At 59.0% G+C, this 14,875-nt stretch carries 13 protein-coding genes, 1 tRNA gene and 2 pseudogenes; 7 read left to right on the top strand and 9 right to left on the bottom strand.

All coding sequences use genetic code 11. From position 1 onward, the window contains the following. Positions 1–75 precede the first annotated feature (75 nt). Positions 76–159 (bottom strand): annotated as a pseudogene (locus tag ACN0X0_RS21800) (IS5/IS1182 family transposase); the annotation flags it as partial. A 494-nt stretch (positions 160–653) separates the two neighbouring features. Next, positions 654–3,878 carry a hypothetical protein gene (locus ACN0X0_RS21795; protein WP_417280955.1) on the bottom strand — a complete coding sequence of 1,075 codons (3,225 nt, stop codon included), beginning with the start codon at positions 3,876–3,878 and terminating at the stop codon, positions 654–656. A 342-nt stretch (positions 3,879–4,220) separates the two neighbouring features. On the opposite strand from ACN0X0_RS21795, the gene ACN0X0_RS21790 reads away from it, so the two are divergent. The 3 genes and pseudogenes from ACN0X0_RS21790 to ACN0X0_RS21780 form a co-directional block, all read left to right on the top strand. Further along, on the top strand, positions 4,221–4,727 hold the full coding sequence (locus ACN0X0_RS21790) for an antirestriction protein ArdA (protein ID WP_417280954.1): 507 nt from the start codon (positions 4,221–4,223) through the stop codon (positions 4,725–4,727). A gap of 231 nt (positions 4,728–4,958) precedes the next feature. After that, positions 4,959–5,201: a hypothetical protein gene (locus ACN0X0_RS21785; protein WP_417280953.1), complete on the top strand. Its 243-nt coding sequence runs from the start codon at positions 4,959–4,961 to the stop codon at positions 5,199–5,201. Continuing rightward, positions 5,192–6,202, top strand: a pseudogene (locus ACN0X0_RS21780) (recombinase family protein); the annotation flags it as partial. The gene ACN0X0_RS21785 and the pseudogene ACN0X0_RS21780, both read left to right, overlap by 10 nt. A gap of 493 nt (positions 6,203–6,695) precedes the next feature. On the opposite strand, the gene ACN0X0_RS21775 reads toward ACN0X0_RS21780, so the two are convergent. Together ACN0X0_RS21775 and ACN0X0_RS21770 are read right to left on the bottom strand one after the other, a co-directional pair. Then, positions 6,696–6,785: transfer RNA gene (locus ACN0X0_RS21775), tRNA-Ser, on the bottom strand. A gap of 230 nt (positions 6,786–7,015) precedes the next feature. Next, positions 7,016–7,495, bottom strand: coding sequence for a hypothetical protein (locus ACN0X0_RS21770; RefSeq protein ID WP_417280952.1), 480 nt, complete (start codon positions 7,493–7,495; stop codon positions 7,016–7,018). Between the two features lie 365 nt (positions 7,496–7,860). Here ACN0X0_RS21770 and ACN0X0_RS21765 point away from each other — a divergent pair, with 365 nt between their 5' ends. The 3 genes from ACN0X0_RS21765 to ACN0X0_RS21755 all read left to right on the top strand — a co-directional run bounded on the left by ACN0X0_RS21765 (position 7,861) and on the right by ACN0X0_RS21755 (position 9,966). Beyond that, positions 7,861–8,088 carry a hypothetical protein gene (locus ACN0X0_RS21765; RefSeq protein ID WP_417280951.1) on the top strand — a complete coding sequence of 76 codons (228 nt, stop codon included), beginning with the start codon at positions 7,861–7,863 and terminating at the stop codon, positions 8,086–8,088. A 172-nt stretch (positions 8,089–8,260) separates the two neighbouring features. Further along, positions 8,261–9,082 (top strand): hypothetical protein, encoded by an 822-nt coding sequence (locus ACN0X0_RS21760; RefSeq protein WP_417280950.1) that lies wholly within the window; start codon positions 8,261–8,263, stop codon positions 9,080–9,082. Continuing rightward, a complete protein-coding gene (locus ACN0X0_RS21755) occupies positions 9,079–9,966 on the top strand; it encodes a hypothetical protein (RefSeq protein WP_417280949.1) in 888 nt (295 codons plus the stop codon). Before ACN0X0_RS21760 ends, ACN0X0_RS21755 begins: the two co-directional genes overlap by 4 nt. A 156-nt stretch (positions 9,967–10,122) precedes the next feature. On the opposite strand, the gene ACN0X0_RS21750 is transcribed toward ACN0X0_RS21755, so the two are convergent. Continuing rightward, on the bottom strand, positions 10,123–10,392 hold the full coding sequence (locus tag ACN0X0_RS21750) for a hypothetical protein (RefSeq protein WP_417280948.1): 270 nt from the start codon (positions 10,390–10,392) through the stop codon (positions 10,123–10,125). Between the two features lie 463 nt (positions 10,393–10,855). Between ACN0X0_RS21750 and ACN0X0_RS21745 the strand changes: the two genes are divergently transcribed. Further along, positions 10,856–11,287 (top strand): DUF2147 domain-containing protein, encoded by a 432-nt coding sequence (locus tag ACN0X0_RS21745; protein ID WP_417280947.1) that lies wholly within the window; start codon positions 10,856–10,858, stop codon positions 11,285–11,287. A gap of 63 nt (positions 11,288–11,350) precedes the next feature. Here the strand turns inward: ACN0X0_RS21745 and ACN0X0_RS21740 are convergent, their stop codons facing one another. The 4 genes from ACN0X0_RS21740 to ACN0X0_RS21725 form a co-directional block, all read right to left on the bottom strand. Continuing rightward, positions 11,351–12,067: a glutathione S-transferase N-terminal domain-containing protein gene (locus ACN0X0_RS21740; RefSeq protein ID WP_417280946.1), complete on the bottom strand. Its 717-nt coding sequence runs from the start codon at positions 12,065–12,067 to the stop codon at positions 11,351–11,353. A gap of 173 nt (positions 12,068–12,240) precedes the next feature. Next, entirely contained in the window at positions 12,241–14,043 is a 1,803-nt protein-coding gene (gene mdoH / locus ACN0X0_RS21735) for a glucans biosynthesis glucosyltransferase MdoH (protein ID WP_417280945.1), read from the bottom strand. A 62-nt stretch (positions 14,044–14,105) separates the two neighbouring features. After that, the gene (locus tag ACN0X0_RS21730) at positions 14,106–14,483 is read right to left on the bottom strand and encodes a hypothetical protein (RefSeq protein WP_417280944.1); all 378 of its coding nucleotides are present in this window, start codon (positions 14,481–14,483) and stop codon (positions 14,106–14,108) included. After that, positions 14,480–14,875, bottom strand: a 396-nt coding sequence (locus tag ACN0X0_RS21725) for a glucan biosynthesis protein (protein ID WP_417280943.1), incomplete at its 5' end; no start/stop codon positions are given. The genes ACN0X0_RS21725 and ACN0X0_RS21730, both read right to left, overlap by 4 nt.

Below are 14,875 nucleotides of genomic sequence, written 5' to 3'. Positions count from 1 at the left end.
CCCCAGGCATCTACCTTGGCGCCGAGACCCATCATGCACTAAGACTGAAACCGGACCACCCGATAGGGGCAGGCCAACCCGACGGTCATCGACACGGGCAACGCCACGCACCTTCGTGGGAAGAAGCGGCTGGATCACCGACCATTCCGCATCGCTCATATCAAAACGGGCTATTGCAAACTCCTTGCGGAGCTTGAATCAAACCAAGCGTGATTTGGCTACCCAGTTTATGAGGGCATCACCTAAAGGCCGGTATGCGAGATGTGCGTTCTCCGGTTGTTCACGCGGTAGGCGAGGTGTGTGGCAAAGCCACGGGAATGCAAGATGTGTGCCGTCAGACGGCACATCTTGGCAAGGGAGGCCCGCTGCGCGCCTCCCGTTGCATCCCTCCCGGCCATTGACGCATTCCAGGCATCGAGCCTTTCAAGCGTCATCGAGACGACCGTGCGTTTCATCTCCGTCAAAGGGAGCTTTCATGCACCGCTTGAAACCCACTCTCGTGCCAATTAGCCGTTGCATCATCAGCCATGGGGCCCGCTAGTCCGCTCCTCGGCCTGTTGCGTCTCTTTATGGCTCTTCGCTCCGCGTCCGCTTTGTACGTAAAGGCAGTTTGAGTGGCTGTCCAATCGCCTCTTTCGAGCAGCAGTGCTCCGCTATTTATGCAACGATTTCACAGGTGGGTCAGCTTCGTCATTCGGCACGATAACATCGTCGCCCGGCCTCACCGCCACCGCGTCAATATCGTGCGCTCCGACTTGCCAAGCATCCCTCACATGAAAATTATGCTTCAATATAGCTAGATCCATACGAAGTTCGGGCGAGCCGGAAGCTCCGATGATGGCGGGAACAAGAAAATAGCAGCCACACGTGTTCCTGTGCCCGACAAACATATCCAGATTACGGTGGTTGTCCGCCGTCATCGTCGTCATGCGCGATACATTTACAAACTGTTTTCCACTGTCTTTGGGCAATGTGTTCCAATCTTGGGTGATGTGTCCGCGGTAATGATAAGGGTTTTCCCGATCGATACCTTTAAGGACAGAAATTCTGATTTCGTCCTCGCGATCATGCCGTTCAAAACGATCATGCCATTCTTTGAAGATGGCCTCTGCTTTGGATTTATTCCCAAACATGAGGCCAAGAAATGGTGGCTGCCCTGGCGCGGATACGCCGTACAGCATTCCCTGCCAGCCAGCTCCGTCCCATAATTTCGTATTGATGACGGACCGAACGACAAGGTCGTCGTGGCTCCTCAGATCAGCGAAAAAATCATCTGGAGAGCCCTTTTCGGTATTGGGATGGAGTTCCGTGGTAACGGGTTTGTGCGGTGCGGTGTTGCTCAGCGAATATTTCTGTACAATCCAATGGCGCCAATCCGAAAGCCGACCCACATGCGCTCCCAAAGCTCTGTTTCTGGAGGCTCCAGCATGACAAAATAGTGTGGCGCGTTCGAAAGCCAGTTCCGTTTCGACCAAATTTTGAACCGTTTGCAATGCGTCCGGCAGCATGGCGATGTTCATCAAGGCGTGAATACAAGACGCGATAAGGTGATGATTGTATTTCGCGGATTTTTCTACGCCGGTTTGGGTCCATTCGGTGGGCAACAAAATCGACATCACATTGCTGTCGTCGTCAACAGAGACCGATGCGCCCTGCAAGCTGTCGCTTTGCTCGATGCGTATCGTAAACTTCTCAGTGTGTGGAAAGGCACCTGTATTCAACAATGTTGCCGCAAAACCTTCCAGCGCGGAGGCATGAGTTTCAGCTTGCAAGAATCCTTCGAGGGTATTTTCCGTTTTTATTTCAATATCAACGCCGAGAATTCTCGTGTGAATGGAAGTAAACGACTCATCAAGCAAAACAAGCCTTTTGGGAAGACTCTTGCTCGCTGGCTGAGCAGCCATCATTTTCATCATATCGTGGATTTCTTGGTCCGGCGTGCCTTCCGGAAGAGAGCCATCGTTCCGCAACACATCAATATGCCCGAGCCGATAAAGCAGAGTGAGACGCGCTGTCATCAACATCAGATTTTCGAGAATGTCCGGTAGCTCCTCTATTCGGGCAATCTCCTCGCTCGGCAGGAGAACAATCAAACAAGAAAGCAGTCCGTCAAATTCAATGAGTTTGTCTTTCAATCGCTGCTGGCTATCGCTATCCAGTGGAGCGATATTGCCAATCGCTCGAACGAATTGAAGCGCGCTTAAAAAATCGCTCACATGCCCAAGCTGCAAGGACAAAGTTGCGAACAAATTCAGCGTAGGGATAGTTTCAACGCGGAGTTCGCTTTCTAACTCAGACAAAGCCAGATTCTGTATGAGGGATGCTAACGCCGTAGCACGTGCTGCCCATAAGAGGCCTGCTCCACGATAGCCCACCGAAAGGCAATACAGCGCCTTCGACTGCTCTTCACGGCACTCGTCTTTCGAAAAGTTAACCACTGCACGGCCAAGCCACTTTATGGCGTCCACGGGCTTTTCAGCATCCAGCTTTCGCTCGCCTTGCGTAAGATAGATGTTTCCAGCGGTGACTTCTTTGTTCCGTTCGGCCATAAACTCGGCAAGCTTCTCGACCAATTCATCGAATGCGGCGCTATCGGGCATGTTCTCCGATAATACGTCGAGCGTTGTTTCCAGCAGATCGGCAGGGAACTCGCCCAGTCCTTTAGCTCTATCTATGACCCCAGAGAGAGCGCCCCAAATGTCATCAAAGTCGTTGACATCTTCTTCAAGTAACTTTTCAGTCATGTCGTGGAAAATGAGTAATGTCTCTGCGTAGAGGGCATTATTCGGTCGGGATTTGTCCTGAGCCAGTTCCTTGAGTTTATCTTTCAGGCGGCCCGATCTGTTCGACAGCGATAATTCGTCCGCTGAATTTAGCCCCTGAACAACACGCCCCACAATAAGCTGATGGATATTGCAGACCTTACTTATGTGCGAGGAATGGTCGGTCGCGAATGCTATTGCTTCGATTTCCTCATAACGCTCTAGCATTGCGTCAATATCATCGAACCACCAGAACGCGGTCCAGGCATGTTCGTAGACTGCCCGCAAAATCTGGTAGTTTGTTCCATATTTTTCGGCGTAGTGTGTTGCACGCTGAAATCGGCCATCTGTTTCGAAACGTGGCTTCTCAAGTTCTCTAGAAAGTCGTGCCGCTTCAAATGTATCTGAGACCGCCTGCGTTCTATCCGGGGCGCTTGTGCCGAGCTTCTTAAGACGCTCTTCCAGCTCCTCTAATGCTTCTTGTCGCTTAAAATCATTCGGGCCTAGTTTGAGCTTGTCCGGCTCATGTTCTCCCGCCTTCAACTGCTCGAATGCAAGATCTTTGTGACCATGTGAGAATACGCGGTCTATAATCCATTCCCGATCCAGGATCGTAACTCTAACGCTATATTCGTTCTGCAATTCTTCTTCGATGCGTAATCGGTCACGTTGGCGGGCGGGACGACTTGTAATGAAAATAATGCGGTCGTAGTGCCGCTTGGTTTCCGCGATGCCCTTGACATCAGAGCGGACTTTGTCTGACCACGCTTTCTTGGCGCTAAATGCAAATCCCCACTTTTCAGCGCCGCTCTTGGCGTCAGCTACATACCAGCGCTCGGAAACTTGCTCATCAACCGGATAGGTCTCGGTATCGACTTTTCCATCGCCGCCGCCTTCTGGTCCTGTTTGCGGGCGAAGGTTGGGGCAAAGCTCGCGTTCAGCAAGTTTACGGCAAAAGTTCTCAAAATCCTTATGCTGATTTCGGTCTGTGATCGTGTCGAGATGATGGTTGAACTCTGACTCGCTGAGCCGATAGGCGTCGCGCCGCTTACTGTCAGAGTACAAATATGGGCGTCTAGCCCTCATAAGCGCCGATGGTGAAAGGGGATGCTTCATCGTTGATTCCTTTGCAGAAATCATAACAGATCTCGTGGTCACTATTGCAAGTATTTATTAGGTCAGTACGTTTGACCAGTTTTCAATTTTCGTAGGAACATTGTCGCTTCTTTAAAAATGGCATCGATCCCTGATGCATTAGGAATCGGGTCGAAGGGCTTTGCCCTTACCCCTCAATATGCAGCCTACCGGGACGGTCAGGGCCGCGTGCTGCGCAGGTCAATGTGACCCGCTTATCCCGCAGCCCGGCCCGCCGCGCCTGCACATCTCTCCCGTATCCCATCCTCGCCGGAAGCAGGGTTGCATGTGCAACCCAGTTTTCATTGAGGAAGGAAAGAGGAGATGACCCAGCTATTTGCCCAGCCCTACGACGTATCCGCAACCGGTTTCTATTTCGACAGCGCAGAGCAATATGAGGCGCGCGCGGCGAAGGCCGTGAACCGCTACGGCGAGCCGGTCGAGGAGTTCGAAATCCAGTTCATAGACGGCGACGATCTGGATTGTTCGCTCGCCAGGGCGTGGGGGCTGAGCCAGGGCAGCATTGCAGCCTTTTTCGAAGCCACCGAAACATGGGATGAAGACCAGAAAGTCCGCTTTGTCATCGCGGTCGAAGAGTGCGGATACAGCTTCGATCCGCGAACCGATGCGCCCGATGGCTATGACGTCGATCTGTACGGCGTAGACAGCATGAGGGAGCTGGCCGAACAGTTTGTCGATGAAGGTTTGTTCGGGGATATCCCGGAGCGCCTGCGGTTCTATCTCGATTATGAGGCCATCGCCCACGATCTGGCGATGGACTACACCGAGACAGTGATTGCCGGGCAACCCTATGTCTACCGTTGCGGATGAGAGGGTTCTATTATGTTAAGTCATTATTTTATATTGAAAATTCCTTCCATATTTGCTATTAATAGGAATTATTACCTACAAGTGCGTCCGGATTTTCGCCCGTGTTTGGCCTCTGTTGAGCCCACGCGGAAGAGGGCGCGCGTTTTTCTATTCAATCACTTTCAACCGCATGACGTGCGGCGCTCTGTTTCCCGTAGCGGCACGGCAGGGCCGCACGGGAAAGGCTTACTTATGACTTTTGACCTTGAGCGCTACCGCGCTCACATCGCCCCCCTGAACCTCGACAAAGCGCAGGAAGACGAATTCCTACGCGATCTGTGGGGCATGACCGAAGCACTGGTGGATCAGTGCTTCACCTCTCCGACTTACCCCCTGCAATTGGCGATCACGAAACAGGCTTTTGATGCCATCGAAGAGGCGCTTGCCTTAGTATCGAAGGAAACAGAAAAAGAAGAGGAGGTCTCATGTCCATAGCCGTTATCTACACCCGCGTATCCAGCAAATCACAGGTGAAGAAGGGCGATGGCCTGGCCTCCCAGGAGCACCGTTGCCGCGACTTTGCCGCCTACAAGGACTACGAGGTCGCCGAAGTTTTTCAGGACGAAGGCGTGTCCGGCAGTCTGGCAGATCGTCCAGGCCTCAAGGAAATGATGACATGGCTGCGCAAGCACCGCGCGCAAGAGCCTGTCGTTCTGATCGATGATGTGTCCCGTCTTGCCCGTGACACGGAAGTGCACCGCAAGCTGCGCAATGCCCTTGGATCGGTCGGGGCAAAGCTGGAAAGCCCGTCCATCGAGTTCGGTGACGATGCGGACAGTACGCTATTCGAGAATATCGTTGCCAGTATGGCGCAGCATCACCGCCAGAAGAACGGCGAGCAGGTGCGCCACCGCATGAAAGCCCGTCTGATGAATGGCTATTTCGCGTTCTGGGCTCCGACGGGCTACCGCTATGACCGCGTGAAGGGCCACAGCGGCAAATTCCTTGTCCGTGACGAGCCGAACGCCAGCCTGATAGAAGAAGCCCTGAAAGGCTTTGCCACAGGCCGCTTCCAGACGCAGGCCGAGGTTAAACGCTTCCTTGAGCCGCATTCGATCTTCGCCCTCGATGCGAACGGGGAAATCCATCCGCAGCGGATCAAGAACCTGCTCACCAACAAAATCTATGCGGGCTACTATGAGTACAAGCCTTGGGGCGTGCCGCTGATGAAGGGCAAACATGAAGCCCTCATCTCATGGGAGGACTTCCAGCGGATTCAGGCACGGCTCAATGAAAACGCGCACGCACCCGCCCGAGCCGATGCCGCTGAAGACTTTCCGCTGAGGGGCTTTGTCACCTGCGATTGCTGCGGCCATCCCCTGACCGCGTACTGGGCCAAGGGGCGCAACAAGCGCTACGCATACTATGAGTGCTTCAACAAGGAATGCGACGAGCGCCGCAAATCCATCCGCAGGGATGTGCTGGAGGGGGAGTTTGAAACCCTGATCCGGCAAATGCAGCCCTCAAGGGAAGTGTTCGCCGCCACGGCCTTCATGTTCCGCGATCAATGGAACAACCGCATGCAGCGCTTCAAGGACACGTGGCAGGAGCAAAAGCGCGCGCTCGGTGGCATCGGCACGACGATCAGCAAACTGACAGACAGGCTGATTGAGACCACCAGCCCGTCAGCGATCAAAGCCTATGAAGCCAAACTGGAAAAGCTGGAAGCGGAAAAGGCGCTGATCACAGAAAGCCTGACGAAAAAGCCCGATACCAAGCAGGACTTCGATCAGAAATTTCGAACCGCTCTGGCGTTCTTCGCAAACCCTTGGAATCTTTGGGCTTCACCCAATCCAGAGCACCGCAAGACGCTTCTGAAACTGGTCTTTGCAGCCCCATTGCCGTATGCGCGGAATCATGGTTTTCGAACCGCGAAAACCACTAGCCCGTTCAAGGTGTTAGCTGCTTTGAATGACGAGGAAATAGAAATGGCGGAGAGGAAGGGATTCGAACCCTCGATACCGTCTCCGGTATACTCCCTTAGCAGGGGAGCGCCTTCGACCACTCGGCCACCTCTCCGTGCCGCCCTTTTCACGGATTTGCATCGCTTTGGCAAGAGTGGATCTTACAGTTTTGAGCAGCTATCAACCGAACAACGTGCCGACAGGTTGGAAATGCGGGAGAAATCGGGAAAACAGGCACGTCACCGGTTCCTACACGGCTGTGCAAACGCCGTTGTCGACAGGCCCGTGAGACGCCTCTTCGATCTGACGTGACGCGCGGGCGACACATCGCCCGCGCGTTTTTCATCACATCGGCGCCCCCCAGAAGCCTCCTGCCCAGGGGCCCGGTCCCCAGGGACCGAAGTCGAAAGCCATCTGCTGGTTCATCATCGCCGTCATCTGCTGCTCATTTGCGAGATTCTGGTCGAACATCATCTGCCGGTAGTCCTGATAGTTGTCCTGGGTGCCGTAATAGAGGCAACCGCAGACCGTCGGGTCGGCATAGACGTAGATCGGCTGCCCGCCCTTGTTCTGGATAATGAACTTGTGAGGCGGAAGCGTCTTCAAAGACGCGATCTTTTGCGGCGTATCCGCCAGACGGACGTTGAACCCTGCGGCCGAAAGCATGTTCTCCTTGTTCTGCACCGCGGATACACATCCGGCCACGGAAAGGCCGACCAGGGTCAGCATTGCAATTGAAACGGGTTTCACTTTCAGGATCTCCCATGTCAGAACCAGCGAAATTCGCCATGACCGCATCAATGCAATTTCAAGTATAGAAACCATTACACTTGACTTTTAATCGATACAGACCGGGCTTATCTGCAAGGAAAATTGGTTTTCTCGCTCCGCCGTGATCGCAGGACACCAACTCCCCGCCCGCGATCCACACGGGTGCGGCGCAGGAAAGCGGCGGCCGCCGTTCGAACAGGGATTGCAGCGCGCCCCGCAACTCGAATAAATTGCGAAACCGGAGCGGCAAAACCCTTCGTAGTCCCTCGCCTCCTGCAGGAGCCGCCTGGCCACGGCGGCTTCGCCTGCAGACGAGAGAATGCGAAACAATCACCGGAGAGACGGCCGGCGCTGCCACGCATGCGGCCGCAAGTCAGGCCGACGGAGCGTGGCTGTTCCCCGGAGCGGGAGTGTTGCAGATGGAGACCGATCGCCGCCACGCGGCCTGCCTGGAAATTCGCGATCGCCTCGCCGATCTTGTCCGGCGCATGGAGCAAGCACCCGAGCTTGCCGACTACGTCGGTCGGCTCGACGAGATCCGCAAGGCCGCAGACGCCGAGCTTTGCGGCTTTGCGGAGGGAGCCGCACCGGCCTTCCCCTCCGCCACCGACGAACAAGACGTGAAACCGGAGATGCCCGAGGGCTGACGCGCCCGCCACGCAAGCCACTCCGCATTTAAGTTGCATATATTCACCTTGACACCAAAGGTTGTTTGACGTTGCGTAACACAGGTCGCGTGTGACGCCAGTAGAGCCTGTGCGGGTCCCGGCGAAGCGGGATGCCCGCGACCGTCCGTTAGGAAAACAGGACGGGGGACGCATGTGCACCATCGGCGTGGTTTTTCAGGGTGGAACGCTCCACACCTTCAAGCAATGCGACCTCATTCCCGTCACCGCCTTCAACGAGCCCCAGGTAAGGCCGGGCAGAAAGGGCGTGGACACATATGTCGCCATGACCCGCGGTGCGGGGGCTGGAAAGCTCTGGGCGGCGGCAAACAGTTCCGGCGTCGCCTTCGTGGCGGCAGACGCCTACACGACCTCCGCCAACTACTATGTCACCGACGACCAGACCGCTGCTCTGTTCGAAGCCTATGAGGCGAGCGTGCGCGACAACGCGACGGCGACGGCCGCAGCCGCCTTCCTGAGCGATTTCTACCGCAACATGGGTGATGGAACCGCCTTCCCCGCACCGGATATCTCGCTCTACACCGGCTGGGCGGACGAAGCGCGCACGCAACCGGTCTCGATCTTCATCGAATACATGCCCGGCCCCAACAACCATGAACCCGTGCGCACGATCATGCGCAACAGCGGGCATTTCGCCTCGACCAACGCATTCCGGATTCAGCCGGAAGCAATCGGCTATCCGGCCAACCACAGTACCTATCTCCGGCTGGGGCGCGCCGAACTCATCCTCCAGCAGGAGCCGACGCTCGACGGCATCGGCTCTGTCCTGACCGATCAATACTATGGCAAGACCGAGCTCTCGGTCTGCCGCGAGACCAAATATATCGGCCAGGAGTTCCACACCCAGGCAACAGCCGTGTTCTCCGCATCATCGGATGGAAATTCCGGCTGCCTCTACCAGATCAACGGCAATCCCCTTACCAACCCGCTTCGTCCTTTCGGGAGCCCAGCATGACCGATGTGATCGTCGACAGGAACGACAACAAGCCCGTAGCGCCTCCCGCCACCGGATTTCATTTTGTCGACCAGGGCAACTACCTGACGACAGGCGCGCCGGAACCCGGTACGGCGCTCACGCTCTATTCCGACAGCGCAACGTCCTGCATCATCGTCATCGTCGTTGCGGACACCGTGGCCGGCACGTCGCTAACGCTCGCCCACCTCGACAGCGCGCCGTGCATCGAGACTTTTTTCGACATTGTCGCAAGGCGGCAGGACAAGTCGCTGCAGATATACGCACAAGGGGCCAACCCGCCTGACAATGTCACGGCGCAGGAAAACGCGGCCGCGCTGCGCAAGGCAATCTCCGGGCTGGGGCCGAGCGTCTCGACCAGCGACCTGTTTCTTCTGGAGGGAGATCCGCGCGCCGACAACCGGGGCGACTTCGGCATTCAGGCAGCGGCCAGCGGCACGATCACCGTCAGCAACCAGCCCTATGTGCTGAAGCTGACCGACCGCGATCCGACCTGCGGTGGCCAGACCGTCTATTGCATCATGCGTCGCCAGGAAGTGCCCCCCGTGCAACTGCGCAACGCGGGCCTGCCCTTCACCCATGACGAACTGGTATCCCTGTCGTCCATCGCCATCAGCTTCCGCAAGGCGCCCGACGATCCGTCGACGTCCTTCACCAACATCGTCAACATGGAGGGAGCGGCAATCCGCGAAAGCTGGTCGACCACGCCGCAATACGAGGCGCCGTGGTTCTCGGACCAGCTCAAGCAAGGAGCCTGTTTCGCCATCGCCATGGCGCCGGTGGTCTCGCTCAGCGCGCAATATCTCGTGCCGCCGGCGGAAAGGCCCTTCGCGCGCCTGCGCAAGGCGGTGCTCGGCGACATCTGAGCGCGTACGACCCGGGCCGCGCCACGGGCGAGTTTGGAACCGCGGCGCGTCAGCGTGCGTGCGCGACCGCGCTGCGGTTCACAAGACCTTGATGTGTCGGTGTCACCGACATCGGCGGAAGACAGATCCCGGTCACAGGATGCGTTCGCCGCCGTGTCAATGCAAACTCAGCCACTCGCGCGCAGCACGCTGGGCGTCGGCGATCTCACCGCCCGACATTTCGGCCGCGATCTCGCGCCGATAGCGCGCTGCGTCCGGGCTGCCCTTGAGCGAGGCGATGTTGAACCACTTGTGCGCGGAAACCAGGTCCGTGGCGCCGTTGCGTCCGCTGGCGCAGTCGAGCCCCATCTGCAGAAGGATGTCCGCATTCGTTGCCTGGCCGCCCATAGCGGCAAGATCGGGAGAACCAAGATCCAGTCGGGCCATGTCACGCTCCTTGTCTTTATCTTCAGCACCGCTGTTGTTGCGGCTTTCAGACCTTCGGGAACAAGATGCATCTTCCGGTGCCATGCTCCATGACTTGGATTGTGGGCAGAGGCGCTCAAGGGAACCTTAAAAATCACGCTTAATAGGAAGAAAACGACTTAAAAACAAAGGGTAAAGTTTACGAGGGATTCACCCTGGTTTCGCGAAAACGAGAGCCAAATCAAGACCCGTTCCTTCAAAGGCGAATCCGTGTGGAAAGGCTTCATTCACCCTGCCGCGAACTCGCTGATTTCGCGCTTGCCCGGCCTGCGCGCCGCCCCTCCCCTGCGACACCCGACAACCTGGCCTGACGCAGCTGCGCGAAACCGCTGGTATGCCCGGGTCCGTTCGGATAGCTTACGTTTGCGTAAAGGGAATGCGAGACAGACGTTCCCGCCAGCAGTTCCGGAGGAAAGGTATCAACATGGCAGGGATAGTGAAATTCAGGACAGCCCTTCTCGCCGGCCTCGCCGCGGCCCCCTTGCTGCTGGCCGCGGCTTCAGCTCAGGCAGCGGACGCAAAAGGCGAATGGGTTCGCCCAAGCGGCAGTTCGAAGATCCGCATCGAGAATTGCGGCAATGCGCTCTGCGGCAAGCTGATCTGGCTGCGCGACCCGCGCAACGACACACAAAACCCGGATCCCGCCCGGCGCTCCCGGCCGCTTCTCGGCTCGCAGACGGTGATCGGCATGAAGCCCTCCGGAGACAACCGCTGGAAGGGCAAGGTCTACAACGCCGAGGACGGCAAGACCTACAGCGGCGTGATGACGCTGGTCAGCGACGACAAGCTCAAGCTGGAGGGATGCGTGCTCGGCGGTCTCATCTGCAAGGGGGAAACCTGGTCGCGCACGCGCTGAGGCCCACCCAATTGCAAGCCTGCGGAAGCGAGATACGCGCTCCCGCAGGCCGGATTGTCAGGCTCAGCGCGCGCGCTGGCCGAAAAGCACCGACTGGGCATTCTTGTCGCCGGCAAGGTTGAGCTTCTCGCGCTCCTCGCGGCCGACCGCCAGGCCACGCTCGACCGCCGGGCGCGCCTTCAGCTTGTCGATCCAGCGGGCGACGTTCGGGAAGTCCTTTTCAAGGTCCATCCCCTGGCGCTCCCAGCCCGTTGCCCAGCCGATGATCGCCATGTCGGCGATGGAATAGTCGGCGCCCGCAACATAGGCATTCCGCGACAGCTGCTTGTCGAGCACGCCATAGAGCCGATGCGTCTCGTTGAGGTAACGGTCCATCGCGTAGGCGATCTTCTCCGGCGCATAGACGCGGAAATGATGGTTCTGGCCAAGCATCGGGCCGAAACCGCCCATCTGCCACATCAACCATTCCTCGACCTTGACGCGCGCGCGCTCGTCGCTCGGGTAGAACTGGCCGAACTTGCGGCCGAGGTACTGCAGGATCGCGCCTGACTCGAAGATCGAGATCGCCTCGCCCCCCGGTCCTTCCGGATCGACAATCGCCGGCATGCGGTTGTTCGGGGCAATCTTCAGGAACTCAGGCTTGAACTGGTCGCCGGCGCCAATGTCGACGTAGTGCACATCGTAGGGAACACCCAGTTCCTCCAGCATGATGCTGACCTTCCAGCCGTTCGGTGTCGGCCAGTAGTGGAGTTCGATGGGCTTTGTCTGGCTTGCAGCCATGGATATGCCTCGCAGGTTCGAAGGGACGGGACCGCAGCAAACGGCGTGGTCCCGATAGGATATGCAGGCGATTTAGGGCGCAAGCATTCGCGCCGCAATGCACATCTCCGCAATCAATCGCGCAACGGCCTGTTCACGAAAACCTGCCCGGCCCTCTGTCAGGCCGCCGGCCATCATGCGGCGCTGCGCGCCTCGCCGCCCTCATCAACGGGCCGGCGGTAGACTTCGAGCGCGCGGGCCGCGGCGGCGATCACCGGCTCCTCGCTCCATTCCTGCGGGGTCAGGAAGATGTCGCGACGGCGCGCCCGTGCACCCGCCGTCGGCGAGGCCGTCCACCAGATCACCACCGGCGCGAACACAAGCGGCAAGGTCACCGGCAGGAGCCAGGCAAGCAGGCCGGAGGCGAAGTAATACGCGAAGCCGAGCGTGGCGCTGCCGAAGAGCACCATCCACCAACTGGCCTTGATACTCATGAGAAAGCCGAGAGAGCCATCCTCGCGATCACTCGACGGCCAACCGAAATCCGCGCCCGAGAGCACCTGGAACACCGACCGGCTCTGGAACATCATGTGGATCGGAGCAAGCAGCGAGGCGAGCAGCAATTCGTAGAGAGCCGAGAGCGAGGCGCGCGCGCGGCCCCCGTAGGGCCCGACCCCGCGTGTGAGAACGGCGCGCAGCAGAAGCAGCGCCTTCGGCAGGATGAGAAGCCCGACAACGCCGAAGAGCAGCGCCAGCCCCTTCTCCGTCTCCGGGTGAGGAAAGCGGGGGAAGAGCGAGCCGGAGATGAAATAGACCGGCGCGGGCGCGAACAGCGGCGCGGCAACACTGGCCAGCAGGAACAACAGCCACACAGGCGAGGCCACATAGGCAAGGATGCCCTGCGCGATGTTGAGGCGACTCCAGAACGGCAGTCCTGGCGCGGTCAGGATGCGGGCATGCTGCAGGTTGCCCTGGCACCAGCGGCGGTCACGCTTGGCATATTCGATGATATTGGCCGGCGCTTCCTCGTAGGAGCCGTCGAGATCGGCGTCGAGCCGCACGCGCCATCCGCCGCGCGCCAGCATCGCCGCCTCCACCGTGTCATGGGAGAGGATCTCGCCGCCAAAGGGCGGCTTGCCGGCAAGCGCGGGAAGTCCGCAGGTGGATGCGAAGGCGCGCATGCGGATCAGTGCATTGTGACCCCAGAACGGCCCCTGCCGCCCCTGCAGCGCGGCAACGCCGCGCGAAAACACCGGCGAGTAGAAATTCGCCGAGAACTGGATCATCCGCCCGAAGAGAGTCTTGCGGCCGATGATCCGCGGCACCGTCTGGAGCAGACCGAGATCGGGAGCAGCTTCCATGCGCCGCACCATCTCGACAATGGTGGTCGCGCTCATCAGGCTGTCGGCGTCCAGCACCAGCATGTAGTCATAGGCACCGCCACTGGCGCGGATGAAGTCCGCGATGTTGCCGGCCTTGCGCCCGGTGTTGGGCGAGCGATGCCGATAGAACAGCCGCCCGCCCGCGCCCAGCACGGTGACGGCACGGCGATAAAGAGCCTTCTCGGCGGCGGCAGCCTCCTCTCGGGTGGAATCCGAAAGAACATGGAAGTCGAAGGTCGACAGCACGCCGAGATCGTCCAACGCGCGATACATGGCGTCCAGCCTGGCAAAGACCGCATCCGCCGCCTCGTTGTAGACCGGAATGACGATGGCGGTCCGCCCGCTCGGCTTGCCGTCGCTGACCGACACGCTCTCGCTTGGGAAGATAAGCCCGAGAATGCCGATGCAGGCGCCCCACGAGAGCCACAGTGCGCAGAACGCCACCAGCGAGATCCGAACCACATCGACCCAGTCGAACCCGTCGGCGACCGCCACGGAGCCGAACATCGAGGCAGCCGCAACCGTGAGGCCCAGGGTAAGGATGATCGCACCGGCCCGGCGGATGCCGACCGCGATGGTCTCCCTCAGGGAGGACTTGGAAACACCCGATGGCATCCGGCGACACTCCGTTTGGGCGGCAAGCCGTCACCCGGCGCCGCGGCAGGCCCCTTGGCGGCTCAGCGCTCGCCGATGCGACGGCGGCGCGCAAGGGCGCGCAGCCCGGCAAGGCGCGGGAGCAGGGAAGCCCGTTCGCGCGCGCGCTCGAGTGTTTGCATCGGCATCGCCATCGGCGCCCTGGGCGCGGGAAGACACAGAGAGGCAACCAGCGCCCGACGCAGCGACTGGTCGGCCTGCCCGGCGAAGACGCGCTCAAGCAGCGCCTGCTGCCGCGCCCCACCAAGGCGCGCAGCCGCATCCGCGACCGCCTCTTCCAGCGTCGCATCGTCGAGATCGTGACGAGAAAACTGCCGGCGCAGCTCGTCCAGGAAGCAATGCCGGGCCTCGACAGGGTCCGGCTGAGCAACGTGTTCGTCGGAACGGGTGTCGACAATCATTTCGTTTGTCCCCACTGGTAGGTCCAGGTTTCAGACAGGCGTTCACCGTCCAGGAGAAGAGCCGCCGAGAGTTCGACGGGCTGGCTGTCGTCAATGCGCTTCACATCGACGATCAGTCTCCAAACGTCGCTACCCGGCATTTTGTTCAATATCTGATGTGCGATTTTTCCGTTGCCGATGCCGATCTGGGCTTCAACCGCCGCCCCGTCGCCGAGTCCGGCCAGGGTTTCGCCGGAGAAATCGACGAGGAACTTCCGGATGTTGTCGCGTCCTTCCGTGGCCGCGACACCGCCGCGTCCGGTGCGCGTGCGCAACACGCGCGCCAGCGGAACATCGCCCTCGACATCCCCGGCCCAGATCATGCGATAGCGCAGGCGATGCTCGGAGCCGGC

Origin of the sequence: Celeribacter sp., from assembly GCF_048270365.1 — a bacterium.
Lineage (GTDB): Bacteria > Pseudomonadota > Alphaproteobacteria > Rhodobacterales > Rhodobacteraceae > Celeribacter.
Note: the sequence above shows the minus strand (reverse complement) of the source record. Positions and strands in the feature narration are given on the sequence as shown.

What these genes read in the sequence shown, in the direction of transcription:
- ACN0X0_RS21795 (WP_417280955.1), bottom strand. Translation starts at nt 3,878, where the DNA reads ATGAAGCATCCCCTTTCACCATCGGCGCTTATGAGGGCTAGACGCCCA.
- ACN0X0_RS21790 (WP_417280954.1), top strand. Translation starts at nt 4,221, where the DNA reads ATGACCCAGCTATTTGCCCAGCCCTACGACGTATCCGCAACCGGTTTC.
- ACN0X0_RS21785 (WP_417280953.1), top strand. Translation starts at nt 4,959, where the DNA reads ATGACTTTTGACCTTGAGCGCTACCGCGCTCACATCGCCCCCCTGAAC.
- ACN0X0_RS21770 (WP_417280952.1), bottom strand. Translation starts at nt 7,495, where the DNA reads ATGGTTTCTATACTTGAAATTGCATTGATGCGGTCATGGCGAATTTCG.
- ACN0X0_RS21765 (WP_417280951.1), top strand. Translation starts at nt 7,861, where the DNA reads ATGGAGACCGATCGCCGCCACGCGGCCTGCCTGGAAATTCGCGATCGC.
- ACN0X0_RS21760 (WP_417280950.1), top strand. Translation starts at nt 8,261, where the DNA reads ATGTGCACCATCGGCGTGGTTTTTCAGGGTGGAACGCTCCACACCTTC.
- ACN0X0_RS21755 (WP_417280949.1), top strand. Translation starts at nt 9,079, where the DNA reads ATGACCGATGTGATCGTCGACAGGAACGACAACAAGCCCGTAGCGCCT.
- ACN0X0_RS21750 (WP_417280948.1), bottom strand. Translation starts at nt 10,392, where the DNA reads ATGGCCCGACTGGATCTTGGTTCTCCCGATCTTGCCGCTATGGGCGGC.
- ACN0X0_RS21745 (WP_417280947.1), top strand. Translation starts at nt 10,856, where the DNA reads ATGGCAGGGATAGTGAAATTCAGGACAGCCCTTCTCGCCGGCCTCGCC.
- ACN0X0_RS21740 (WP_417280946.1), bottom strand. Translation starts at nt 12,067, where the DNA reads ATGGCTGCAAGCCAGACAAAGCCCATCGAACTCCACTACTGGCCGACA.
- mdoH (WP_417280945.1), bottom strand. Translation starts at nt 14,043, where the DNA reads ATGCCATCGGGTGTTTCCAAGTCCTCCCTGAGGGAGACCATCGCGGTC.
- ACN0X0_RS21730 (WP_417280944.1), bottom strand. Translation starts at nt 14,483, where the DNA reads ATGATTGTCGACACCCGTTCCGACGAACACGTTGCTCAGCCGGACCCT.